General features: G+C 49.1%; 21 protein-coding genes and 1 pseudogene. 8 read left to right on the plus strand and 14 right to left on the minus strand.

What is annotated here, in order from left to right:
- Positions 1–6: 6 nt before the first annotated feature.
- The 4 genes and pseudogenes from KTG14_RS07340 to KTG14_RS07350 all read right to left on the minus strand — a co-directional run bounded on the left by KTG14_RS07340 (position 7) and on the right by KTG14_RS07350 (position 2509).
- Entirely contained in the window at positions 7–453 is a 447-nt protein-coding gene (locus tag KTG14_RS07340; RefSeq protein ID WP_216970313.1) for an OsmC family protein, read from the minus strand.
- Positions 454–470: 17 nt separating this feature from the next.
- Positions 471–1409, minus strand: a complete 939-nt coding sequence (locus KTG14_RS07345; protein ID WP_216970314.1) for a carbohydrate kinase family protein — start codon at positions 1407–1409, stop codon at positions 471–473.
- A gap of 191 nt (positions 1410–1600) precedes the next feature.
- Positions 1601–1699: pseudogene (locus KTG14_RS18090) on the minus strand (MetQ/NlpA family ABC transporter substrate-binding protein); the annotation flags it as partial.
- Positions 1700–1714: 15 nt separating this feature from the next.
- The gene (locus KTG14_RS07350) at positions 1715–2509 is read right to left on the minus strand and encodes a carbon-nitrogen family hydrolase (RefSeq protein ID WP_216970315.1); all 795 of its coding nucleotides are present in this window, start codon (positions 2507–2509) and stop codon (positions 1715–1717) included.
- An 85-nt stretch (positions 2510–2594) separates the two neighbouring features.
- Between KTG14_RS07350 and KTG14_RS07355 the strand changes: the two genes are divergently transcribed.
- Positions 2595–3764, plus strand: a complete 1170-nt coding sequence (locus KTG14_RS07355; protein WP_216970316.1) for a pyridoxal phosphate-dependent aminotransferase — start codon at positions 2595–2597, stop codon at positions 3762–3764.
- Positions 3765–3797: 33 nt separating this feature from the next.
- On the opposite strand, the gene KTG14_RS07360 is transcribed toward KTG14_RS07355, so the two are convergent.
- Together KTG14_RS07360 and lepB are read right to left on the minus strand one after the other, a co-directional pair.
- A complete protein-coding gene (locus KTG14_RS07360) occupies positions 3798–6077 on the minus strand; it encodes a purple acid phosphatase family protein (RefSeq protein WP_216970317.1) in 2280 nt (759 codons plus the stop codon).
- Positions 6078–6345: 268 nt separating this feature from the next.
- Positions 6346–6867 (minus strand): signal peptidase I, encoded by a 522-nt coding sequence (gene lepB, locus KTG14_RS07365; RefSeq protein WP_308461974.1) that lies wholly within the window; start codon positions 6865–6867, stop codon positions 6346–6348.
- A gap of 153 nt (positions 6868–7020) precedes the next feature.
- Between lepB and KTG14_RS07370 the strand changes: the two genes are divergently transcribed.
- The 3 genes from KTG14_RS07370 to KTG14_RS07380 all read left to right on the plus strand — a co-directional run bounded on the left by KTG14_RS07370 (position 7021) and on the right by KTG14_RS07380 (position 10420).
- Positions 7021–7923: an acetamidase/formamidase family protein gene (locus KTG14_RS07370; protein ID WP_216970318.1), complete on the plus strand. Its 903-nt coding sequence runs from the start codon at positions 7021–7023 to the stop codon at positions 7921–7923.
- A gap of 107 nt (positions 7924–8030) precedes the next feature.
- Positions 8031–9050 carry an SEC-C metal-binding domain-containing protein gene (locus KTG14_RS07375; protein WP_216970319.1) on the plus strand — a complete coding sequence of 340 codons (1020 nt, stop codon included), beginning with the start codon at positions 8031–8033 and terminating at the stop codon, positions 9048–9050.
- An 851-nt stretch (positions 9051–9901) separates the two neighbouring features.
- Positions 9902–10420: a DUF421 domain-containing protein gene (locus KTG14_RS07380; protein ID WP_211655231.1), complete on the plus strand. Its 519-nt coding sequence runs from the start codon at positions 9902–9904 to the stop codon at positions 10418–10420.
- An 8-nt stretch (positions 10421–10428) separates the two neighbouring features.
- Here the strand turns inward: KTG14_RS07380 and KTG14_RS07385 are convergent, their stop codons facing one another.
- Positions 10429–10905, minus strand: a complete 477-nt coding sequence (locus tag KTG14_RS07385; RefSeq protein ID WP_216970320.1) for an acyl-CoA thioesterase — start codon at positions 10903–10905, stop codon at positions 10429–10431.
- Between the two features lie 137 nt (positions 10906–11042).
- Between KTG14_RS07385 and KTG14_RS07390 the strand changes: the two genes are divergently transcribed.
- Entirely contained in the window at positions 11043–11861 is an 819-nt protein-coding gene (locus KTG14_RS07390) for an AAC(3) family N-acetyltransferase (protein WP_216970321.1), read from the plus strand.
- Between the two features lie 74 nt (positions 11862–11935).
- Here KTG14_RS07390 and KTG14_RS07395 read toward each other — a convergent pair whose 3' ends face one another.
- From KTG14_RS07395 to adh, 4 genes are all read right to left on the minus strand, one after another.
- Entirely contained in the window at positions 11936–12523 is a 588-nt protein-coding gene (locus KTG14_RS07395; RefSeq protein WP_216970322.1) for a Fic/DOC family protein, read from the minus strand.
- Positions 12516–12704 carry a hypothetical protein gene (locus KTG14_RS07400; protein ID WP_058382723.1) on the minus strand — a complete coding sequence of 63 codons (189 nt, stop codon included), beginning with the start codon at positions 12702–12704 and terminating at the stop codon, positions 12516–12518. The genes KTG14_RS07395 and KTG14_RS07400 overlap by 8 nt, the downstream gene beginning before the upstream one ends.
- A 180-nt stretch (positions 12705–12884) precedes the next feature.
- Positions 12885–13244: a DUF779 domain-containing protein gene (locus tag KTG14_RS07405; protein WP_216970323.1), complete on the minus strand. Its 360-nt coding sequence runs from the start codon at positions 13242–13244 to the stop codon at positions 12885–12887.
- Positions 13245–13263: 19 nt separating this feature from the next.
- Positions 13264–14784 (minus strand): aldehyde dehydrogenase, encoded by a 1521-nt coding sequence (gene adh, locus KTG14_RS07410; protein WP_216970324.1) that lies wholly within the window; start codon positions 14782–14784, stop codon positions 13264–13266.
- 210 nt (positions 14785–14994) lie between these two features.
- Here adh and rluF point away from each other — a divergent pair, with 210 nt between their 5' ends.
- Positions 14995–15702 (plus strand): 23S rRNA pseudouridine(2604) synthase RluF, encoded by a 708-nt coding sequence (gene rluF, locus KTG14_RS07415; protein WP_216970325.1) that lies wholly within the window; start codon positions 14995–14997, stop codon positions 15700–15702.
- Positions 15703–15713: 11 nt separating this feature from the next.
- Positions 15714–16430 (plus strand): DUF6904 family protein, encoded by a 717-nt coding sequence (locus tag KTG14_RS07420; RefSeq protein WP_216970326.1) that lies wholly within the window; start codon positions 15714–15716, stop codon positions 16428–16430.
- Positions 16431–16517: 87 nt separating this feature from the next.
- Here KTG14_RS07420 and KTG14_RS07425 read toward each other — a convergent pair whose 3' ends face one another.
- Positions 16518–16943, minus strand: a complete 426-nt coding sequence (locus KTG14_RS07425; protein ID WP_216970327.1) for a CBS domain-containing protein — start codon at positions 16941–16943, stop codon at positions 16518–16520.
- 194 nt (positions 16944–17137) lie between these two features.
- Here KTG14_RS07425 and KTG14_RS07430 point away from each other — a divergent pair, with 194 nt between their 5' ends.
- Positions 17138–17920, plus strand: coding sequence for a SurA N-terminal domain-containing protein (locus KTG14_RS07430; protein ID WP_216970328.1), 783 nt, complete (start codon positions 17138–17140; stop codon positions 17918–17920).
- Positions 17921–18001: 81 nt separating this feature from the next.
- Here KTG14_RS07430 and KTG14_RS07435 read toward each other — a convergent pair whose 3' ends face one another.
- A complete protein-coding gene (locus KTG14_RS07435; RefSeq protein ID WP_211655242.1) occupies positions 18002–18724 on the minus strand; it encodes an amino acid ABC transporter ATP-binding protein in 723 nt (240 codons plus the stop codon).
- Positions 18725–18736: 12 nt separating this feature from the next.
- The gene (locus KTG14_RS07440; protein ID WP_216970329.1) at positions 18737–19405 is read right to left on the minus strand and encodes an amino acid ABC transporter permease; all 669 of its coding nucleotides are present in this window, start codon (positions 19403–19405) and stop codon (positions 18737–18739) included.
- Positions 19406–19412 lie beyond the last annotated feature (7 nt).

Genomic DNA, 19412 nt, shown 5'->3' on the forward strand with positions numbered 1-19412 from the left:
TTCGCTTTATGCTCTTGTAATATCGGATTCCAGTTCGACCGCCACATTGCCTTGGATGGCGCGTGTGATCATGCAAGAAGACTCCGCTTTTTCCGCGAGTTTGTGCGCCAGCTTGAATTCCTTCTCCCCTGCATCAGCCGACAAGACGACTTTCGGGCGGTGGATGATTTTTTTATAAGTGATGACGCCATTTTCGACTTCCACGATTCCTTCCGACTCCATCGTCAGCGATTCTTTCGCCAGCTTGCTGCGCTCCATCATCGCGGCGAGCGTGATGATATAGCAAGTCGCTGCTGCACCGAGCAGCATTTCGTCGGGATTGGTGCCGGCTCCTGGGCCGTCCATTTCGGGGGGAATCGAGATTTGCGTCTTCAGATTCCCTGTTTCGATGGTCCCGACATCATTACGGTTGCCGGGCCAGTCTGCTGTTAAATGAAAACTATGCAAAGCCATTGCTGTTTCCTCCTGTTCTATTCCCAATCTTCCATATCTTCGCTTCGCGGCATTGCCGTGATGGCTCCAGCCCGTGTTGCACAAAGAGCACCCAGCTTATTGCCGAATCCAGCGCAAGCAATCAGCTCTTGCTGGTTTTGTGGCATGCCGCTTAAATGGACATGGCGGATGATGCCTGCCATAAACGCATCCCCGGCACCTGTCGTATCCACAGGCTGGACCGGTACAACCGGCACATGGATCGTCTCGTCTTTAAATACCGCATTCGTCCCGTGCTCACCGTCCGTGACGAAAACGACAGGAAGCCCGTAAGCTTTCAGGCGCTCAATGCCCGCTTCCATTGAATCAGCTTCCATGAGGAACAATAATTCTTCGACCGTCAGCTTCAAAATATCCGCTTGCGGCAAAAAGCGCAGAACCGTTTGACGGCACAACTCCTCGCTTTCCCAGCGCAGCGGCCGGATATTGACATCGTATGAACAAATCACACCGTGAGACTTGGCCAATACCAAAGCCTGCGCCGTCGTTTCACGCGCTTCCGGGTGAAACAGCGTTCCTGAACAGAAATGGAACAGGCTGGCCGATTCAAAGGCCTCACCTGCCAGTTCGTCTGCCTTTACTTGCAAATCAGGCGTTTCGTTATCATAGGAAGCGAAGACGCGATCGTTTGCTTCCGTTAAATGAATATACACGCCGCTGATACGCTTTTCCGGACGTTTGATTGAATGCGTCAAATCGACGCCTTCCGCCCGCAGCGCCTGGCAGAAAAAGCCGGAAATCTCATCGTCTCCGGTGATTGTGATGAATGCCGATGGAACGCCGAGGCGGCTGACGCCGGCAGAAACGTTAACGGTAGCGCCTCCGAGATACAAATCGAATAGATCATTGTTTTTGGTAGTTGCGATATAGTCGACAAACGCGTCGCCGTAAATCAGGACGTGCCTGTTAGCTTCCATACTTTTCTCCCCTTCTCCAAAGAACCCTTGTCCGTTGCAGATACTGCCTGCAGCGGCCTGTTAAAATTCACTTTCCCTATTATTTCAGCAGGAAACAGGCAGGGCAAGGAAAAAAGCTTGAAAAGCGCGGTGCGCCGGTTTTTAGCATAAAAAACAGCCGAAGAAAATAGCTCTCCGGCTGGGTTCTCCTATTATTCAGCCATCCACTCCGGTTTTCCGAAGCCTTCGAATTGCTCATCAATGACCGTTTCAAATTCTTCCGACTCGACGATTTCCACCAAATCCGCCGCCCGAGCGAGGGCTTGTCAATGCGATTTTTCAAACTTTTTGTACAATTCGACACGGCGGTCTTCAAACACCGGGATGCGGCCCCGTACTTCGTCTACTTCCGAGAGATCGATGTCGGTATAGCCGATGCCTTGTTCTTTCTCCATATCCATCCGCACTTCTCCCCACGGGGCGACGACCATCGAATGGCCGCCGAACTCATTTTTCGGGTCGCTGCCGATGCGGTTCACAGCGATGATGAAGCATTGATTCTCGATCGCGCGCGCCTGCAATAGGATACGCCAATGATCGATGCGTGCTGCGGGCCATTCCGCGGGCACGAAGATGGCTTTCGCGCCGTTCAGCACTTGCGCCCTCAGCCATTCCGGAAAGCGGATATCGTAGCAAATAACGCCGCCAAAAGTCTCACCGCCCAATTCGAACGTGCCGAGCGACTGCCCTTCTTCGAGGTGGATATGCTCATCCATCAAGCCGAAACGGTGTGCTTTATCGTACTCTGAAACGAGTGTGCCCGTGTTGTTGACCACATACATCGTATTGTAGAAACCGTCCTTTTTCTTCGTCGACACGGAGCCGCCGACGATATGGACGCTATGCTGTTCGGCAAACTGCTTTAAAAAATCGACCGTCTTGCCGTTGCCGTCCGCCAATTGTTCGAGCTCCGTCAATGCATAGCCGGTGTTCCACATTTCAGGCAGGACGATGAGCTCCGCACCATTTTCTGCCGCTTCTTCCAAATAGGTTTTTACACGCTGAAAATTCGTTTCGGGCTCTCCGAAAGCGATATCCATCTGCACACAAGCGATTTTCATGTTCTCTCCCCCTGTAGACAGTTTAGCTTAAACTCTATAAGATTTAAGGTAGAAGTGCAATTATTTAAAAAATGAGGAGGATTTCATGAACTTTTCAAATCGCTTACAAAATCTTCCTGATCAATTTTTCGCCCTGCTTGTTGCAAAAACGGCAAAAGCAGTCGAAGAAGGACGAGATGTCATCAATTTCGGCCAGGGCAACCCGGATCAGCCGACGCCTGCGCATATAGTCAAGGCCATGCAACAAGCGGTAGCCGATCCTCAAACACATCGCTATTCGCCGTTTCGCGGCCTCAGTTCATTAAGGAAAGCCGCTGCGGATTTCTACAAAAAAGAATACGATGTCGATATCGATCCTGATTTGGAAGTCGCTATTTTGTCCGGAACGAAAATCGGTTTTATCGAATTGCCGCTTGCGCTGCTGAACCCGGGCGATTCGCTGCTGTTGCCGGATCCGGGCTATCCTGATTACCTGTCAGCCGCACCGCTTGCGGATATCGAATTTGATTTGATGAAACTGAAACAGGAAACCGGCTATCTTCCCGATTACAACGATGTGACAGCAGCCGCGAAAGCACGTGCCAAACTGATGTATTTGAACTACCCAAACAACCCAACAGGCGCGACAGCAGACACCGCGTTCTTCGATGAAACGATTCAGTTTGCCAAAGAAAACGGCATCGGGGTTGTGCATGACTTTGCTTATGGCCGTATTGGCTTTGATGGTAAGAAGCCGGTCAGCTTCCTGCAATCAAAAGGCGCCAAAGATATCGGCATTGAAATGTATACCTTGTCCAAAACATATAATATGGCCGGATGGCGCATCGGTTTTGCGGTGGGCAATGCCAAAATGATCGAAGCACTCAACCTCATCCAAGACCATTTGTTCGCCGGTGTCTTTCCGGCTGTCCAACTGGCCGCTGTAGAAGCATTGAACGGCAGCCAGCAATGCGTCGAGGAACTGAATGCACTATACGAAAAAAGACGCCAGACGCTGGTGGATGAATGCCGTCGGATCGGCTGGGAATTCGAAGCGCCGAAGGGATCATTTTTTTCCTGGTTGCCTGTTCCGGAAGGCTATACGAGCATCGAGTTCTCTGACCTGCTGCTCGACAAAGTCGACATCGCCGTGGCGCCGGGCAGTGGATTTGGCCCTGGCGGAGAAGGTTTTGTCCGTATCGGGCTATTGGTCGATGAACAGCGCATTATAGAAGCAATCCAGCGAATCGAGAAATTAGGCATTTTCACTAAATAGGCACAAAAAAAGAAGGCATTGCGCCTTCTTTTTTTATTTTGTATTAACGACCATTTCCATATCCCAATAAAGGTCGGAACTGAAGCGGTCGTCTTGATGCACTTGGGCAGCCAGCACATTCTCGCCATCTTTGAGATGTGCCAAGGCCTCTTCATCCAAGTAGATGCGCTCGATTCGATCTTCGCTGCCAACGTCTTCATCGCTCACCGCTTCCTGGTAGTCCTCAAAGCCGAACTCACCGGTCTCCGGCATATTGAAGCGCATAATTTCTTCTCCATTCAAATACAGGATGACCGCATCATCAACACCGAATTCCACATAGCCGAGGTCGCCGATTTCTTCCGCATCTTCCACTTCAAATGCGGCTCTGAAATACGTCAATGCGATTTTTTCGGTCTCATCTCCGCCGTAACCGACGAGCGTTTCCACAGGACCAAATTCCGGCCGTTCTTCATCTTCCGGAAATCCTAACGGGCCAGCGCCTTGCGCCCACTCACTGTCATCGAAACCGGCTTCAATCCAGCCTTTTTTCTGGTCGCTGCCATCGTCTAGATAGCGCCACTCGCTGCCTGCTTCGAGCAGCGCGATTTCTTCGTGTGCCACCAATTCAAATTCAATCGCATTGCTTTCCCACACTTTATCGCCATCTTTTACTTCCGCAAACACTTCCACTTTTCCAAGCTCCGCACCTTCTGCTGCCAGGACTTTCCCGTCTTTTATTTGGATATCCTCACTGCTCGTGCGGTACGTGACCGAGTCAGGCGAAATATCGTATTGGCCGCCTTCGACGTTTTCGCCTTTCAGCTTCAATTCCGTTTCCGGATAGAACGAATTCTCTTCCGTTGCCAGCACGGTGCTGCTTGCTTCGAGTTCCACTTTTTCAAGTGCCGGCACGACCGTTTCGATGGACGGGTCTTTAATAATCTCGTAGTCATCGACCAGTTCTTCCGTATCCGTTCGGTAGGTTTCAAAGCGCAAACGCGTCGGCTCGACTTGGATATTCATATAAGTCGGCACGCCCCATTGTTCACGCACTGCCGAATACGGTTCGCGCTCAGTCTGCATCCCGTAGAATTTGCTGCCGCTCGCCGTGTTCCCTGTAATATAGACAGTGCCTTCCGGATTGACCGGCACCTCGCCATCCATCATATGATTTTTCAAGGGCTGAAAGTTCTCCATCTGATATGTTCTCACATAGGAATGGTCGTGTCCCATCAATACCGCATCAAAGCCGAGTTCATCGATTGTCGGCACGAGCTGATCGCGCAAGTTCAGCACCACTTCGCTTTGCGAGTGTGCAGCGGCGCTATAGATCGAATGATGGAAAACGAGGATTTTCCATTTCCAGTCCCGCCCGGCAGTCGCTTCAGCCGTTTCCTCCATGAACTGAATATGCTCTTCCGGATTCTGGCTATTGGAATTCAAATTCATGAACAAGGTATCCCCGTAAGAGAAATAATAATCACCACCGGAGTTATCGTAATTGCCGAGTTCCCAGTTTTCATTCGGGACATTGAAATGATAGGCGTAATGGTAGGTATCGTCATGGTTGCCGATGGTGGTAGCTGTTGGATAATTGCGCAGCGGCTCAGGTGCGAAATAAGCCGCGTATTCTTTTTCGGAATAGCGGGCATCAACTTGATCGCCTGCGGACAGGATAAAGCTCGCGTCTGAACTCTGGTCGATTGCTTGCCGCAAGGTCTTTTCCCATCCTCTTTGGTCTTCCGCAATATCACCCGATGCCCCGATTTGTGGATCGGCGACCATCAAAAATTCATACGACGAAGGGTCCTGTGTCTTGAAATGAAAAGCTTGCGTCCAATTTCCTTGGCCATCCCCTAGACGGTACATATAATCCGTTTCATTTTCGAGCTGGGTAATTACTGCTTCATGGGCAGAATAGCCATAAGTTGCTTTTTTTAATGATGCTTCGACCGTTACCGCAGCGTTTTCCGGAAAATCTTCGGTCTCGGAAGATACTTTTGCGTATTGCACCTGGCCTGCACGTGTTGTACTCGGTGAATACCACGAAAAGTTCATCTCCGACTCATCGCTCCCAGGCGCGAAGGCGATATGGGACGCAGGGTACGAATCATCCGCTTCGCTACCCAAAAAGCCCCTGTCCATAAATAACAGCGAGCTGGAAAGATGTGATTGAAAAGCCTGGCGCTGTCCTTCCATCAATTGCACTGCCCCTATTTCAAGTGCGCCTTGTGCTGCTTCCGCTTGCCCCTCACCCAGCTGAAAAGCCGCAGCTCCTGCAACCATCGCCATGAGAAAAACGCGTCCTGCACCCCGCCACATCGTCTTCATTTCCCCACCCCTTCATAAACAATACGATCTATTATTTTTCAAATATTCAGTAATTAAATTTTAGCATAATTCAATTGAACTAAAAAGAAGTAAAGCGTGAATATTTAGAACCATTTAAAAGAACTTGGAATTCTTTCTTTAGAATCTGGGCTATGCCTCAGGCAATGCTTTACCACTGTATAAAAAATAAAATTACAGTAATGCAAAAAAAAGCTTTTTCCGAAGAGCGCGTGCTCAACGGCAAAAGCTTTGGGTGTAAACATATCATTCATTCTACGAAGCCGAATTCCCTGAAAGGCGCGAAACGGAATTTCACTTCACCGATCACGTCTTGTTTCTGGATAAATCCCAGCACACGGGAATCCGTGCTATTGCCGCGATTGTCACCAAGGACATAATAACAATCGCGCGGAACTGAAAATTCACTGGCCAATTGAGGATGTGCCATGAATTCGTCATTTCCACCTCCATCCAGGTAGGGTTCGTCCAACGGCTTTCCGTTCAGCACAATCTCTCCGCCCGACATCTCGATATGGTCGCCTGGGACACCGATGACCCGCTTGATGAACCGGCTGCCGTCCGGTGCGAAAAAAACGATCGTATCGAAGTTAGAGATTGTTGTCGTTTTGCTCAGCACTAATTTATCGTTTTCGTAATAACTCGGCTGCATCGATCCACCTTCGACGATGACCGGCTCGAACAGGAATTGGCGAACCCCAAAGATGATCAATGCCGTCAGCAGCAGCACTTTCATCCATACAAGCATTTCTTTGACCGGATCTTCGAACACTGGCTCTCCCCCGCCCCGCTTTTTTCTATAGTTTACTATAGCGCCTCACGCCTTGCACCCGGAGATTTCTTGCTCGATAATGAAAGTAAGTAAGCTGAAAGAATTATCAGACACGTGGTTGATTTCTATTTTAATTTTAAAGGAGTGGGATTGATGAAAACATTACCTGCACAAGATGTCATTTACGCTTTTTCCAACACATATGAACCGAGCTTGCGGGCAGCGGCCGGCGATACCGTGAAGATCGATACCTTTGATTGCTTTAAAAACCAGCTCCAGTCGAGCAACCAGGAAGTCGCCGCCATCGACTGGGACCAAGTGAATCCCGCGACAGGGCCGGTCTTCATTGAAGGTGCCGAGATCGGCGATGTGTTGAAAGTGGAGATCAAAGACCTCGAAATCGGCGAGCAAGGCGTCATGGTCACCGGTCCGGACCTCGGCGTGATGGGCCACCGGATGGAAACGATGGAATCGAAAATCATCCCCATCCAAAATGGTAAGGCCATCTTCAATGAACGCCTGCAGCTGCCGCTGAATCCAATGATTGGTGTCATAGGTGTTGCACCGGAAGGCGAGCCCGTTTCATGCGGTACGCCAGGTGCACATGGCGGCAATATGGATACGAAATTGATCACAAAAGGCGCAACGCTTTATTTCCCTGTGGCGGCTGAAGGCGCGCTGTTTGCACTCGGTGATTTCCACGCGGCGATGGGTGACGGCGAAATTAGTGTTTCCGGCATTGAAGTGCCTGGCAGCGCCACCGTCCAATTCGATGTCATCAAAGGCAGCCACCTGAAGCACCCTTTGCTTGAAAACGAAGAGGGCTTAGCATTTCTCGTCTCAGCGATGACCTTGGACGAAGCCGTTTCCACTGCGGTTGAGGAGATGATCGATCTATTGCTGCCTCAATCCGATCTGTCCGTCAGCGAAATGACCATGCTCATGAGTGCAGCAGGTGAAACGCAGATCAGCCAAGTCGTTGACCCTCTTGTAACGGCCCGGTTCTTTGTTCCACATCATGTACTGCAAGGACTAGGATTCCGTTTATTTTCTTAATATGGGAATAACAAGGAGATATACGACCATCTAGACGTCTGAATCGTCAGACTTTTGAGCGACGAAAGATTTTATGTTACACTCAAGAAAAAATGTAGGTGATTAGAATGGTAGGAAGAAATGATCCGTGTCCATGTGGCAGCGGAAAGAAATATAAAAAATGTCACGGGAAACAACAGACAGTTTCCATCAATGATCTCGTGAACGAAGAGCTGTTCCAAGTCAGACAGCAATTCTTCTCGGAAAACCCGAACCGTGACCAGCTAACGGATTTCCGCGCGCTCCAGCAGGAATGGCAGCCGCGCTTGATGAAATCGATGGCGGAAAACGATGCGCAAGCTTTTGTCATCGAAAACTTCCTGTTCATGCAAAAACCGGAACTATGGCAAAACTTCCTGGCTAAGCAGATCGAACAGACTCAGCGCCCAACAACGCAAGAAGTGTTGGAACAATGGTCAAACTTCCGTGTATTCTTAGGCCAATTGGTCTCAGGCGATACAGAAAAAGCGGAATTGAAAGATGCCTTTACCGGCGAAACGTACGTCATGGCAGACCAGCCGCCGACGGATATGGAAGAAAACCAAGGGCTTCTTGCGATTCTTCTGCCGGATGCGCGCGCAGGCGAGCAAGGCATCCTGTTCTTGAACGGCTATTTGACGATTGTCGGCAAATTTGCCCCATTCTTTGAGCAACTGCAAAAACGCATGGAAGAAAAAGGCGCATCTGCAAACGAAGATTATCTTCGCGAGCATTATCTCGAAGTGGTCGAGCATATCGTCCAGTATTCTACAGGCGCTGTCGAGGAAAGCCTCGAGCTATCCCCTGAGCACCAATCCGTCATGGACGAATTGAAAAAACACATCGACGAAGCGGACTTCGATGAAGAAACCGTGACGAATGTGACAAGCATCCTCAACAGCTACCTGGTCAGCCAGCAGCCGACCGTCCAAAAACCGGAAGCACTTGTTGCCGGCTACTGGCGCTTCTTGCAAGACCACGAACTGATTCAAGGGCCGATGCTTTCTGCAAAAGACTTGAGTGAAAAATTCGGCGTTTCGTCCAGCACGATCTTGAAACGCTCTAAAGAGTTCGGTTCTTATTTTGAAGAACTGCTAGCTAAAAAATAATTGAGAAAAGCACCGGAATGCTTCCGGTGCTTTTTCAGGCTGTCGAGAAAGGTAAGAAGTCGTATTTTCCAAAGCTTATCGCTCGCTTTCCGTGGGGCGGGAATCGAGCCTCCTCAGCCGCTATCGCGACCTGCGGGGTCTCTCAAACCCGCTAGTCCCACAGGAGTCGAGCGAACGCTTCTCCAAATACTTATACAGTCCACTAGTTTTTAGGTTGTAAAAAATCATCTACTTCTCGTGGTTTTTAGTGGATTCTATACTTATTCAACACTCTGGAAAAGCACCGGAATGCTTCCGGTGCTTTTTATTTGCCATTTTTCCGTCTGAACGTGATCAGGATATACAATAAAATACCAGAAACCGCGAAAAACAAGTATACGCGCCAAAACGGCCCACTTAGCCAAGTCACGGAGGCAAAGCCGAACCCATTGTTCAATAGCGTAAAAAGAAACAGGATGATGCTCAGGAAAAACACTCCCATGCCTAAAAAGCGAAAAAAATTCAGGACAGCTTTCATCTTTTCATCTCACCTCAATTCTCTTACTCTCCTATTCCCGAAATCGCTTAACTTGAACAAAAACCAGGCCGTTTCTTAAATTCTATACTTATAAGGTGCCGCCTCTTTCGCTGCACTTATTTCGCAACTATCCACAAAATTCCGTTTAATAGCCGATTCTGGGGGAAAGCTGGTAATGACCGCGAAAAAACGGCAGTTATGCACAATATTTATCAAAAACCGTGGGTTATGTGGGTAAATGTCTAAATTCAAAGTCGATTTCTACCGGAAGTTGACTTATCCACATGTTGATAACCCATTCATATCATTCACATTACGGAAGGAGGAAGAGATTATGTTTGAAATAACTTGGGATAGTTTTATCCGAATCATCACTGTAGGGGTTCTGGCGTATATTGGGCTGCTGATTTTTCTAAGAACTTCGGGCAAGCGTACTTTGACGAAACTCAATGCGTTTGATTTGGTCGTCACTGTAGCTCTTGGTTCCACTTTAGCGACGATTCTGCTTAACAGCCAAATCAGCTTATGGGAAGGCTTGACTGCATTTGCCGTCCTGATCGGGTTGCAGTATTTATTGACATTTACAGCTGTCCGCTTGTCGTGGTTTAACGATTTGATCAAATCCGAACCGCGTCTTTTGTTTTTGGAAGGTGAATTTCTCCAACAAGCTATGCGCAAGGAACGAGTTAAGGATATTGAAATTATGCAGGCTGTACGCAATTCAGGTGAGGGCGATCTGCAAAATGTCAAAGCTGTCATTCTCGAAACAGACGGCAGCATGTCCATCATCTCCAATAAAACAGGTTCAGCTCTTGCGAACGTCAAAGGGCATACAAAAAAGGATCCCGTATAGGATCCTTTTTATCTTGGCGTTTTTGCGCGTTGTTTCCGGTGTTCCCGGCGTGCTGGCGCTGATTCGAAAAACAGCTTCTCGCCATCCGTTTCCGGATAGACCGGCGGTACCGGCGTCGGCTTCCCATCGTCGCCGATTGCGACTAAAGTCAAAAACGATTCGGTCGTCAAATGTTCTTCCCCGGTCTCCAAATTCTTCGATTTAACACGCACATATACTTCCATCGACGTTCGGCCAGTCGAAGTGACATTCGCCTCCAATTCCAGTACGTCGCCGACTTTCGCAGACGATAGAAAGTCCACCGAGTCGATCGATGCGGTCACCACAATATGGCGGCTTGCATGCTTCATTGCGGATATTCCGGCAATTTCATCGATATAGGCGAGGACTTTCCCGCCAAAAATCGATTCCATGTGATTGGTGTCAGGCGGAAGCACCAGCTTTGTTTGTATCGTCCGTGATTCACGCATAGGTTTCGTTTCCATATATGTTCCTCCTCTTTCTTCTTTAAGGTTATTCCCGCTGCAGAAAATTCTCAATCCACTACGGGTTTATTCTAACCGAAAAACAAAAACCGAAATTCCTCCTTATGGTAAAGTGGAAAAAAGGAGGAATCAAGTCCATGTCTGATCTTTTTCAAATTTTGAACACTCCCAATTTTCAATCCAAGGATTCACTAAAGCGGCAATTGAAGGACCTCGGAATTGTTGCGGGCGACCACCTGATGGTCCATTCCTCACTGAAGTCGATGGGCTGGATAGCCGGAGGCGCGCAGGCAGTCGTTGAAGCCTTGATGGAAGTCATCACTCCTGCAGGCACTCTCGTCATGCCTTCACAGTCTGCCGATAATTCCGATCCCGTCTATTGGATGGCTCCGCCGATCCCTGAGAATTGGCATCAACCGACACGCGAGCAGATTCCTGCCTATGACCCAGACCTGACGAATATGCGCGGGATGGGGAAAATACCGGAATGTCTCCACCGCCACCCGGCAACGATCCGCAGTCCCCATCCAACTCATTCTTTCATCGGCTGGGGGCGTCTTGCCGCTGAGTGGATGGCTGAACAGCCGCTGGAAGATTCTTTCGGGCCCGCTTCGCCTCTTGGAAAAATGATGGCGCATCAGGTGAAAATTCTGCTTATCGGTACTGGATTCGATTCATGCACCGCACTCCATTATGCCGAATTTTCACAGCCGGAACGCACCACTTCCCCGCAAGGCGCGGCGATGTACATAAACGGAGAGCGGCAATGGGCAACATACGATTGCGTCGATATGGATTCTGACCGTTTCCCAGAAATCGCCAAAGACTTTCCCGGCACTATCGCTGAAGGAATTCTCGGGCAGGCTGAAACCCAGCTCACTGAAATGCGCCCGCTCGTGGATTTCGCTAACGAGTGGCTCAAGCGAAATCCAGCCCCACAGAAACAGGAAAGTTAAAAAATAGGCTGAAGCGACAGGCAACTGCCCCGCTTCAGCCTATTTTGCTGTCGAAATACACCCGGTTAACGCATTCAACTGATGATTTCTCCTAATAAAGCTTCCAGCCGCTCATTGTCTTTATTAAATGAGTCCACAAATGCATTGATGATGTGGGCAGGTTCTTCAATCTTTGCCCAATCCAGCCGGTAGCCGGCATTCAATGCAAGTTGGCGGGCAAATTCCCGGACCGTTCTGCCATTGCCCTCACGGAAAGGATGGAGTGCATTCAATTCCGCTAAATAATGGGCAAGGCGCACAATAAAAACATCTTTGCCTAGATCCTTCAGATAGGCCTCCTCAGCCAATTCATCGAAAAGTTGCTTCAACTGGCGAGCCAAGTGTTTAGGATGGGCGAATGTCGAACTTCCTTTGGACGTCATTTCCTCACGAAGCTTTCCAGCAAACGGATAGACGTCCTGCAGCAGGCAACGGTGAATACCGAGGAACACCTTGAGGTCGGAGGGATCTTTCGGGTTTTTTAATTGCAGTTCCGACAAGCGGTAAAGCGCATAGACCGTTTCCAATTCCTTCAGCTTGTCTTCGTCGCGGATATTGAATGCATTGATCAACACATCGGTTCCAGGGTAGCAATACATGGAAGTATGCTGGTATTTAGACATCGAAGCGTGCTTTGATGGCCTGATGGAATTGAGCTTCCGTCCGTTCTCCGGTCAGGACAGAGCGGACAAAATTCCGGTCTTCGTGGGTCACATCAAACCCTTCCGTTACAAGAGAGTGTGCGGCGCAGGAAATCGCGTGATTGGCTTGTTCATGGGATACCCGGTTAGCTAAATTCGTCACATGGATGACCACCTTTCATTCTCTTATTATAGCATTTTGGCGCCTTTTTTTCTACGATTGCCCCTCTTCAAAAATAGTAAAAACGGCTTCACGAACACCTTTTTTCATCTCCGTTTACTGTGCTTTCTTCCAGCTGATAGACACAAAAAATCCCGGATGCCGACCATCCGGGATTTCTACTTATTGCCTTTGCAGTTCTTCGGTTTCTTCTGGCGTAAAGACGCGCGAACGGGTCAAGAATCGTTTTCCTTCTGCTCCTTCAAGCGAAAACATCCCCCCGCGCCCAGGAACGACATCAATGATCAATTGCGTATGGCTCCAATAGTCAAACTGGCTTTTATGCATATAAAACTCGCTGTCGCCGATGACACCCATCAATACATCTTGATCGCCGACCATCAAATCACCTTTTGGATAGCACATCGGGGAACTGCCGTCGCAGCAGCCTCCCGATTGATGGAACATTAATGGCCCGTGTTTCTCCTTCAATCTGTTGATTAGCTTCAAGGCGGCGTCTGTGGCGATTACCCGTTCTGTCATGGCTAGCCCTTCTTTCTGATCAGAAGAACCCAAGCTTGTCTTCGCTGTAGCTGACAAGCATATTCTTCGTGTTTTGGTAATGGCTAAGCATCATCAAATGGTTCTCACGCCCGAAGCCGGACATTTTGTAGCCTCCGAATGCTGCGTGGGCAGGATACTGGTGGTAGCAATTTGTCCATACACGCCCTGCTTGGATGCCGCGGCCGAAACGATAAGCCGTATTCGTGTCGCGTGTCCAGATGCCAGCTCCAAGTCCGTAAAGCGTGTCATTGGCGATTTCCATCGCTTCTTCTTTCGTTTTGAAAGTCGCCACGGCTAGTACCGGACCGAAAATCTCTTCCTGGAAAATACGCATTTTGTTGTCGCCTTCAAATACAGTCGGCTGGATATAGAAACCTTCTGAAAGATCGCCCTCCAACATATTGCGGTCACCGCCGGCTAGCACTTTTGCGCCTTCCTGCTTGCCGATTTCGAGATAGGATTGGATTTTCTCCAATTGCTCAGTGGACGCCTGGGCTCCCATCATCGTCGCCGGATCCAGCGGGTTTCCGGTCTTGATTTCTTCTACACGTTTGATGGCGCGCTTCATGAATTCCTCGTAAATGTCTTCCTGGATCAATGCACGGGATGGGCATGTACATACTTCGCCTTGGTTCAATGCGAACATAACAAATCCTTCCACTGCTTTATCGAGGAATGCATCATCTTGGTCCATGACATCTTTAAAGAAGATGTTCGGTGATTTTCCGCCCAGTTCGAGCGTTACCGGAATCAAGTTTTGCGAGGCATATTGCATGATCATGCGGCCAGTCGTCGTTTCACCCGTAAAGGCGATTTTGCTGATGCGCGGGCTCGAAGCAAGCGGCTTGCCTGTTTCGATCCCGAATCCATTAACGATGTTGAGGACGCCTGGAGGAAGCAAATCGCCGACCAATTCAGCCCACACGAGGATGCTGACTGGCGTTTGTTCAGCTGGCTTCAGAACGACGCAGTTTCCGGCTGCAAGTGCAGGAGCTAATTTCCATACCGCCATGAGCAACGGGAAGTTCCAAGGAATGATTTGGCCGACTACGCCTAGTGGCTCATGGAAGTGATAAGCGACTGTATCGTTATCGATTTGGCTAATGCCGCCTTCTTGTGCACGAATCGCGCCGGCAAAGTAACGGAAATGGTCGATTGCAAGCGGCAAATCGGCGTTCAAGGTTTCACGGACTGCTTTCCCGTTGTCCCATGTTTCAGCGACCGCCAGCATTTCCAAATTCTCTTCCATGCGGTCAGCGATCTTCAAGAGGATGTTGCCGCGTTCTGTCGTGGACGTCTTGCCCCATGCTTCTCTCGCAGCATGCGCAGCATCTAGCGCCGATTCCACATCTTCTGCACTTGAACGCGCCACTTTCGTGAACACTTTTCCGTTTACCGGCGATAAGTTCTCAAAATACTGGCCGTTTTTCGGCGCCTGAAAGGTACCGTTTATATAATTATCGTATTGCTCTTTGAAATTCACTTTTGAACCGTCTGTATTTGGAACTGCATATACCATTGCTACATCTCCCCTTTGCTTGTTTTGGCCCGGTTATGCATACGCTTTCATTTTTCATTTGGCGTACCATTTATTTCAGGGCTCGCCTCTATATATTGTCAAATAAATCGGAAAATTGCAACTGTTAGCCTACAAATTTTTTTCTTATAAGGGTCATCTGGAGTATAATGGGACCAGACAGTGGAAATATACAACCGAAAGGATTTTTTTATGCGAATCAATAAATTCCTCAGCGAAACAGGTATCACTTCCCGCCGCGGAGCGGATAAATTCATCGAAGCCGGCCGCGTCGAGATCAACGGCCAAAAAGCGGAGCTCGGCAGCAAAGTCGAGCCCGACGATGAAGTACGGGTCGACGGCAAACCGGTCCAGCAGCCAAAGCGCGCTTACGTTTACTTGGCACTCAATAAACCGGTCGGCATCACCAGCACCACCGAGCGCCATATCGAAGGGAATATCGTCGATTTCATCAATCACCCTGAGCGCATCTTCCATGTGGGGCGTCTCGATAAAGATTCAGAAGGGCTCATCCTCATGACCAATGACGGCGATATCGTCAACGAGATCTTGCGAGCTGAGCACGAACACGAAAAAGAATACATCGTGACGGTCGATAAACCGGTTACTGATGAATTCTTGGATAAAATGGCAAGCGGCGTCGAGATCCTCGACACGGTGACACTTCCCGCAAAAGCTGAACGGATCGCCAAGCACGTCTTCAAACTGACTTTGCAGCAAGGGCTCAACCGGCAGATCCGCCGCATGTGTACGGCGCTTGGATACGAGGTGAAACGCCTGCAGCGCATCCGCATCATGAATATTCGTCTTGCCAATTTAAAAGCCGGCGAATGGCGCGATCTGACAGAAGAAGAAAAACAAGAATTATTCCGCCAGCTTGATTATCAGCCGAAACGCTAAGGAGGCATTTTATGCTAAGCATGAAAACGACGCCGAACCATACCGGCGTCAAGATCAGCGGGGATTATTTCGATTTGGACGAACTGAACCAAGCCATCTACAAAGTCATTGGTAAAGAAGGCCTATACCACAGCTATGAAGGATCGCGTTTGCGGATACTTGGCGTTTCCTACGAAATCCGCCACGCCGCACAAGGCGACCGCAATGTCGACTTTGTCTTCAACGGCTTGCACGAGCACACGAAAAAACAGCATGGCTTTATCGCCCCCGATAAGAATATTTATTTCTCTGTGGAAGTGCTGTGGCCAGAGCTTTTGTATGCAACTTATGCACTCCGCGACTTTATGCGACTCTATGAGGAAAAGCGCGGCGACTTGCTGGCTGATGCCTATGCGCCCGTGGTTGCAAAATTCCAGGCACTCGTCCTTGAATGCCTGCAAGGCCATGTGCCGAATGAAGAATATGCAGCGATCCTCGAAACGTTCCGCAAATCGCCGTCAGTCAACGATTATGCCATTCAGTACGTGGACCTGTTGAACCTGAAGTACATCGGCATGACCAGGCAACAGCGCGAAAAAAGCTTATCTGCCATCGCCATGAAACTCACGCTCCAGGATTCCGAGTACCAAGCATTCCGCAAACAAGTCCTCAGCGCGGCAGCTCCCGGAAAACAGCCGATCCATGAAATCGGCATCCAGGCAGAATATCCTGAACAGGTTGAATGGTAAAAAAACCCTCTCGAGTATGCGCTCGAGAGGGTTTTTACACTTTAATTTGAATTACCAGCCAATCGCTGTCTTGATGTCGCGAGGCCTTCAACGCCGTGGCTTTGCTGGTCCCGAAACTTTTTCAAGTGCCGTTTCCGCTTCACCTGGCGTCTTGCTCCTAAGGGCGATATCGCCGAGCGAGACGATGCCGACGACTTGCTCTTTGCGCACAATCGGCAACCGGCGGATTTGGTGCCTCGCCATCAACAAAGCTGCCTCCCCGACCAGCATCTCTTCCGTTCCGGTAATCAAAGTTTCCGAAAAAATCTCTGCAATGGGCGCATTCATCTCAAGTTCCTCTGCGATGCCCCGAAGGACGATATCTCGGTCAGTGACGATGCCGACAATCCGCCCTTCTTCACAAATCGGAATCGACCCGACATTAATTTCACGCATCTTGGCGGCAATGTCTTGAATGGTTACCGTTGGCAGGCAGGTCTCTACATCAGTTGTCATTATTTCCGCTATTTTCATGCCGTCTCCTCCTCGAATTCACTCTGTTAATAGTCTTTATCCTCTTTTAAGAGCTGAAAACGTCATTAGTAAAAAGAATAGGCATTTCCGACCTTTTAATTTGCATTGCTTCAAGCGCTTGAGGATTCTGGCTTCCCATCAAATTCCAGCCTATGTTACACTACCGGACATTATGCGTTGGAAGGAGAATGACAATGATTAAGAAATGGTTTTTAGGGCTCTCCCTTGGCACCTCACTCATCGTCTTATCAGCATGCGGCGGTGCCGATGAATCTGCAGAAAACGAAAACGCGCAACCGGAAACTGAAGAACAAGCCCCTAGCGGCGAAGAAAATGCCGCGCAACCGGAAATGCCCGAACCTGATTTGGAAGGCGTCCCTGAAGTCGTCGCACAAGTGAACGGCGAAGAAGTCACTAAAGAGGAATTTGAAACAGCTTATACAGGGCAATTCCAGCAAGCGGCAATGCAAGCGCAAATGTCCGGACAGGAAATTGACCAAAATCAATTGAAAAATCAATTGGCAGAAATCATGGTTGGCCAGAAATTACTAGTTCAGGAAGCTGAAAAGCAAGAATTAACCGCGTCCGATGAAGATGTTGATCAAACTTTGGAACAATTAGCACAACAAAATGGGCTTGAGTCTAAAGATGAATTTCTGGCGGCATTAAATGATCAAGGCATGGCAGAAGAAGAAGTCATGGCTCAAATTGAAACACAAGTGAAAGTAGATCAATTGATCGTTGAGTCGGCTGGAGATACTAACCCTAGCAACGAAGAACTGGAAGCGGCCTATGAGCAAATCAAAGCCCAACAGGAACAAATGGACAGTGAAGAAGAGCTCCCTGCTTTTGAGGAACTGAAACCGGAACTTGAAGAACAAGTCAAAGAACAAGTCAAAATGCAAAAAGAAAATGAAGCCACACAAACGCTCGTCGCAGAACTCCGTGACGAGGGAGACGCCACCATTAATCTGTAATACAAAAAACCAGATTCCGATGCGGATCTGGTTTTTTGTATTACCTATAAGCGATAACTATTTCATGGACTGCCGAAACTCCTATTCTACCAATTGGATAAATTGGCGTGTCCGTTCGTGCTGAGGATTCCCGAAAAAGTTCTCTGGATCCGCTGATTCGATGATAGTCCCTTGGTCGATCATGATGATGCGGTCCGCCACTTCTTTGGCGAACTTCATCTCGTGGGTCACGACGACCATCGTCATGCCTTCTTCAGCAAGCTGCTTCATGACCTGCAGCACTTCCCCCACAAGTTCCGGGTCGAGCGCTGAGGTCGGCTCATCGAAGAGCATCACTTTCGGTTCCATCGCAAGTGAACGGGCGATGGCGACACGCTGCTTTTGCCCGCCTGACAATTTGCTTGGGTAGACATCCGCTTTGTCGCTCAAGCCGACTTTCTCCAACAGTTCAAGGCCGAGCTTTTTCGCTTTTTCCTTGTTCATCTTCTTGACCGTAAGGGGTGCTTCGATGACATTCTCAAGCACCGTCTTATGCGGGAACAGATTGAAATGCTGGAAGACCATACCCACTTCGGCGCGGATCTTCGTCAAGTTGTCTTTTTTCGGATCGACTTTCTTGCCGTCGATCGTAATGGATCCTTCGTTGATCATCTCCAGGAAGTTAAAGCATCTGAGCAGTGTACTTTTGCCGGATCCGCTGACCCCGACCAGAACAACCACCTCTTGGGGCTGGACGTGGAGATCCACGCCCTTCAACACCTCGAGATCACCAAAGGATTTGTGTATATTCTCTCCAATAATCATAATTGCTCCTCCTTAGGTTTTGTCCACATCAAGCCGGTTTTCATACCAGCGCAGCAAGTACGTGAAAATCATGACGAGCACGAGGTAATAAAGTGCTACGACAAGGAACGATTCAAACGGCTGGAATGATTGTGCCGCTTCCCGGTTGGCAAGGGAGAAAATCTCCGAGACGCCGATAATATAGACAAGCGACGAATCTTTCAGCGTGATGATGAACTGGTTACCGAGCGGTGGGATGGAACGGCGCAGCGCCTGCGGGAATACAATCCGCTGCATTGTCTGCTTACGGTTCATCCCGAGCGACATACTCGCTTCGCGCTGCCCAGGGTCGACCCCTTGGATCGCCCCGCGGAAAATTTCCGCGATGTAGGCGCCGTTATGGACGCCAAGCGCAATGGCGCCGGCCCAGAAGTTCGACATCGTATAAATTTCCACGATACCGAAGTACAGGAACATGATCTGTACGATTAACGGCGTTCCGCGAATAACTGTAATGTAGACATTGGCGATCCACTGCAAAATCTTGGATCCAGAAATTTTCATCAAGGCAAATACCAGTCCGATTACTGTCCCTAAAATGACACCAATCGCTGTCAGCTGAAGCGTAACGACTGTAGCCTCAAGGAAGCCCGGATATGTCCGCATGAATACTTCAAAGACTGTCCCAAATAATTCAAACATAGTCGAA

Source organism: Planococcus sp. CP5-4_YE (genome assembly GCF_019042655.1).
Lineage (GTDB): Bacteria > Bacillota > Bacilli > Bacillales_A > Planococcaceae > Planococcus.